Annotated in this window: 3 protein-coding genes; all 3 read left to right on the top strand. The window is 69.0% G+C overall.

Annotation, left to right across the window (positions count from 1 at the left end; translation table 11 throughout):
- The coding region (locus CH341_RS30440; RefSeq protein WP_210208684.1) for a terminase gpA endonuclease subunit at positions 1-957 on the top strand (957 nt) is incomplete at its 5' end.
- A 1-nt stretch (position 958) separates the two neighbouring features.
- Positions 959-1,156 (top strand): phage head-tail joining protein, encoded by a 198-nt coding sequence (locus CH341_RS30435; RefSeq protein WP_111423262.1) that lies wholly within the window; start codon positions 959-961, stop codon positions 1,154-1,156.
- Positions 1,153-2,661, top strand: a 1,509-nt coding sequence (locus tag CH341_RS30430) for a phage portal protein (protein WP_111423261.1), incomplete at its 3' end; no start/stop codon positions are given. The genes CH341_RS30435 and CH341_RS30430, both read left to right, overlap by 4 nt.

Genomic DNA, 2,661 nt, shown 5'->3' with positions numbered 1-2,661 from the left:
GCCGACATGGTCAAGGAGTTCGACGAGGCGCAAGGCGACCCGGAGCTGCTGCGCAAGTTCGTCAACACCTGCCTGGCCGAGCTGTGGAAGCCGATCGGGCAGGAGAGCTTCGCCAACGAGGGGCTGCTGGCGCGGGCCGAGAGCTACGGCCCGGATGATCTTCCGGAGGCGATCGTCGCCATCACGGGCTTCTGCGACGTGCAGGGAAACCGCCTCGAAGTGCAGCTGGTCGGATGGGGGCAGGCCGAGGAATCCTGGCCGTTCCTCTATGTCGTGATTCCGCGCGACCCGGGTCAGGCCGATGCATGGCGGGAGCTGCGGGAGCTGCTCGGGCGGACGTTCCGGACGCGCGACGGGCGGGTGCTGCGCATCGGCGCCTTCGGCATCGACACCGGCTATCACGGCAGCCAAGTGCACGCGTTCTGCCGGCGCAACCGCGGCCGCCGCATCTTCCCGACCAAGGGCATGGGCGGAAAACGCGCGCTGTGGACCGGGCGTGCCGGCAAGGCGAAGACCGGCGATCCGGTGTTCGTGATCGGCACCGATGCCGGCAAGGACGCCGTCATGAGCCGGCTGGCGATCGCCGAGCCGGGACCTGGCTACATCCATTTTCCGGCCGACGACATGTTCGGCGCGGACTACTTCGCACAGCTCACCGCTTCGGAGCGTCGCGTCCAGCGCAAGCGCGGCGGCGTCACCATCGCGGTGTGGGAAGAGATCCCGGGCAAGCGCAACGAGGCGCTCGACACCATGGTCGGTGCCCTTGCGGTCCGTCGATCGTTGCCGAAGGCGATCCAGCGCAGCCTCGAATATGCGGTCGCGCCCGCCGTCACGCCGGCACCGGCGAAACCTGCGGCCGACGCGGAGCGCCCGGCCGAGCAGGTCCCCACACCCCGGCCCGCACCATCGCCGCCGCCGCGATCCCGTGGCTGGCTCGGCGGCAAGAAATGGTTCTGACATGGCCCACGAGACCGAGATCGCCGCGCTCGAGCAGGCCTATGCGTCCGGCGTGCTGACCGTCGAGTACGACGGCAAGCGCGCCACCTACCGGAGCCAAGCCGAGCTGTTGTCGGCGATCTCGCGCCTCAAGGCGCTGCAGTCGGGCACGCCTCGTCCACGCGCCGGATTCGTGTCGTGGTCGCGAGGTGACCGGTGAAGGCCTCAATTTGGTTCGACCGCGCCGTCTCGGTCTTCGCCCCCGGCCTGGCGCTCGGCCGCGTGCGCAACCGCATCCGGTTCGAGGCGACCGTCCGCGCCTATGATGGCGCCGCTCGCGGCCGCCACACCGAGGGCTGGACCACGCCGGGCACCTCGGCCGATGCCGAGATCGCCAAGGCCGGCCCGGTGCTGCGCGATCGCGCCCGCGACCTGCGCCGCAACAACCCGATGATCGCCAAGGGCGTCTCGTCGTGGGTCACCAACCTGGTCGGCGACGGCATCATGCCGAGGCCGAACACCGGCGACGATGCGAAGAACCAGAAGGTGAAGGACGCGTTCGCCCGCTGGTGCGACGAGTGCGACGCCGACGGGCAGCTCGATTTCTACGGTCTGCAGGCGCTCGCGGTCGGCGGCATGGTCGAAAGCGGCGAGATGCTGGTGCGCCGGCGCTGGCGCCGTCGGGGCGACGGCTATCGCATCCCGATGCAGATCCAGCTCCTCGAGCCGGACTTCATCGACTCGTCGATCCAGGGCGATCGCGCCGGCGGGATGGCGGTGCAGGGTGTTCAGTTCGACGCCATCGGTCGGCGCTCGGCCTACTGGCTGTACGGCCAGCATCCGGGCGCCTCGGTGCTGACGACCAAAGCACGGCTTCAGTCGACCGCGATTCCGGCTGACGACATCGTCCACCTCTACGAGAAGACCCGCACCCAGGTGCGCGGCGTGACCTGGCTGGCCCCCGTCATCCGTTCGTCGCGCGATCACGACGATTACTGGTTCGCCGAGAGTGTGAGGAAGAAGACCGAAGCGTCGCTGGTCGGCGTGGTCATCGGCGAGGACGACGCCGACACCGGCATCAATCCGAAGACCGGTGAGCCGTCGCAGCCCGGCGTCGTCGACGGCGACGGCAACCTGGTCGAGTCGATCTCGCCCGGCATGTTCGCCTATGCGCGAGGCGGCAAGGAGATCCGTTTCACCCAGCCGGCCAGCACGGGCGGCTTCGCCGAGACCGACGCGGCGGCCAACCGTCGGATCGCCGCCGGTTTGCGCATGCCCTACGAACTGCTCACCGGCGACATGAGCCAGGTCAACTTCACGTCGATGCGCGCCGGCCTGATCGAGTTCCGCCGGCTGGTCTCGATGCTCCAGTGGCACACCATCATCCACCCCGGCCTGAGCCGGATCTGGAAATGGTTCTGCCTCGCCGCCTACACGGCCGGCGAAATCGACTCGCCCGACATTCCGGTGGAGTGGTCGCCGCCCGCCTTCACCTGGGTCGACCCCTACAAGGAAGTGCTGGCCGACGTGATGGCGATCCGGGCCGGCATCAAGACGCCGCAAGACGTCATCGGCGCCACAGGGCGCACGATGCAGGAGGTCCTCGCCGCGCTCGCTGAGTGGAACACCATGCTGGATGAGCTCGAGCTGACCCTCGACACCGACCCGCGCCGCACCACCCTCAAGGGCCTGATGCAGAAGTCCGCGACCGAGGAGCTGATCGGC

It is taken from the genome of Rhodoplanes roseus (genome assembly GCF_003258865.1).
GTDB lineage: Bacteria > Pseudomonadota > Alphaproteobacteria > Rhizobiales > Xanthobacteraceae > Rhodoplanes > Rhodoplanes roseus.
This window is presented reverse-complemented; position numbering and strand designations above follow the sequence as displayed.

Excerpts from the sequence above, each read along its gene's own strand:
- CH341_RS30435 (WP_111423262.1), top strand. The coding sequence starts at position 959 with ATGGCCCACGAGACCGAGATCGCCGCGCTCGAGCAGGCCTATGCGTCC.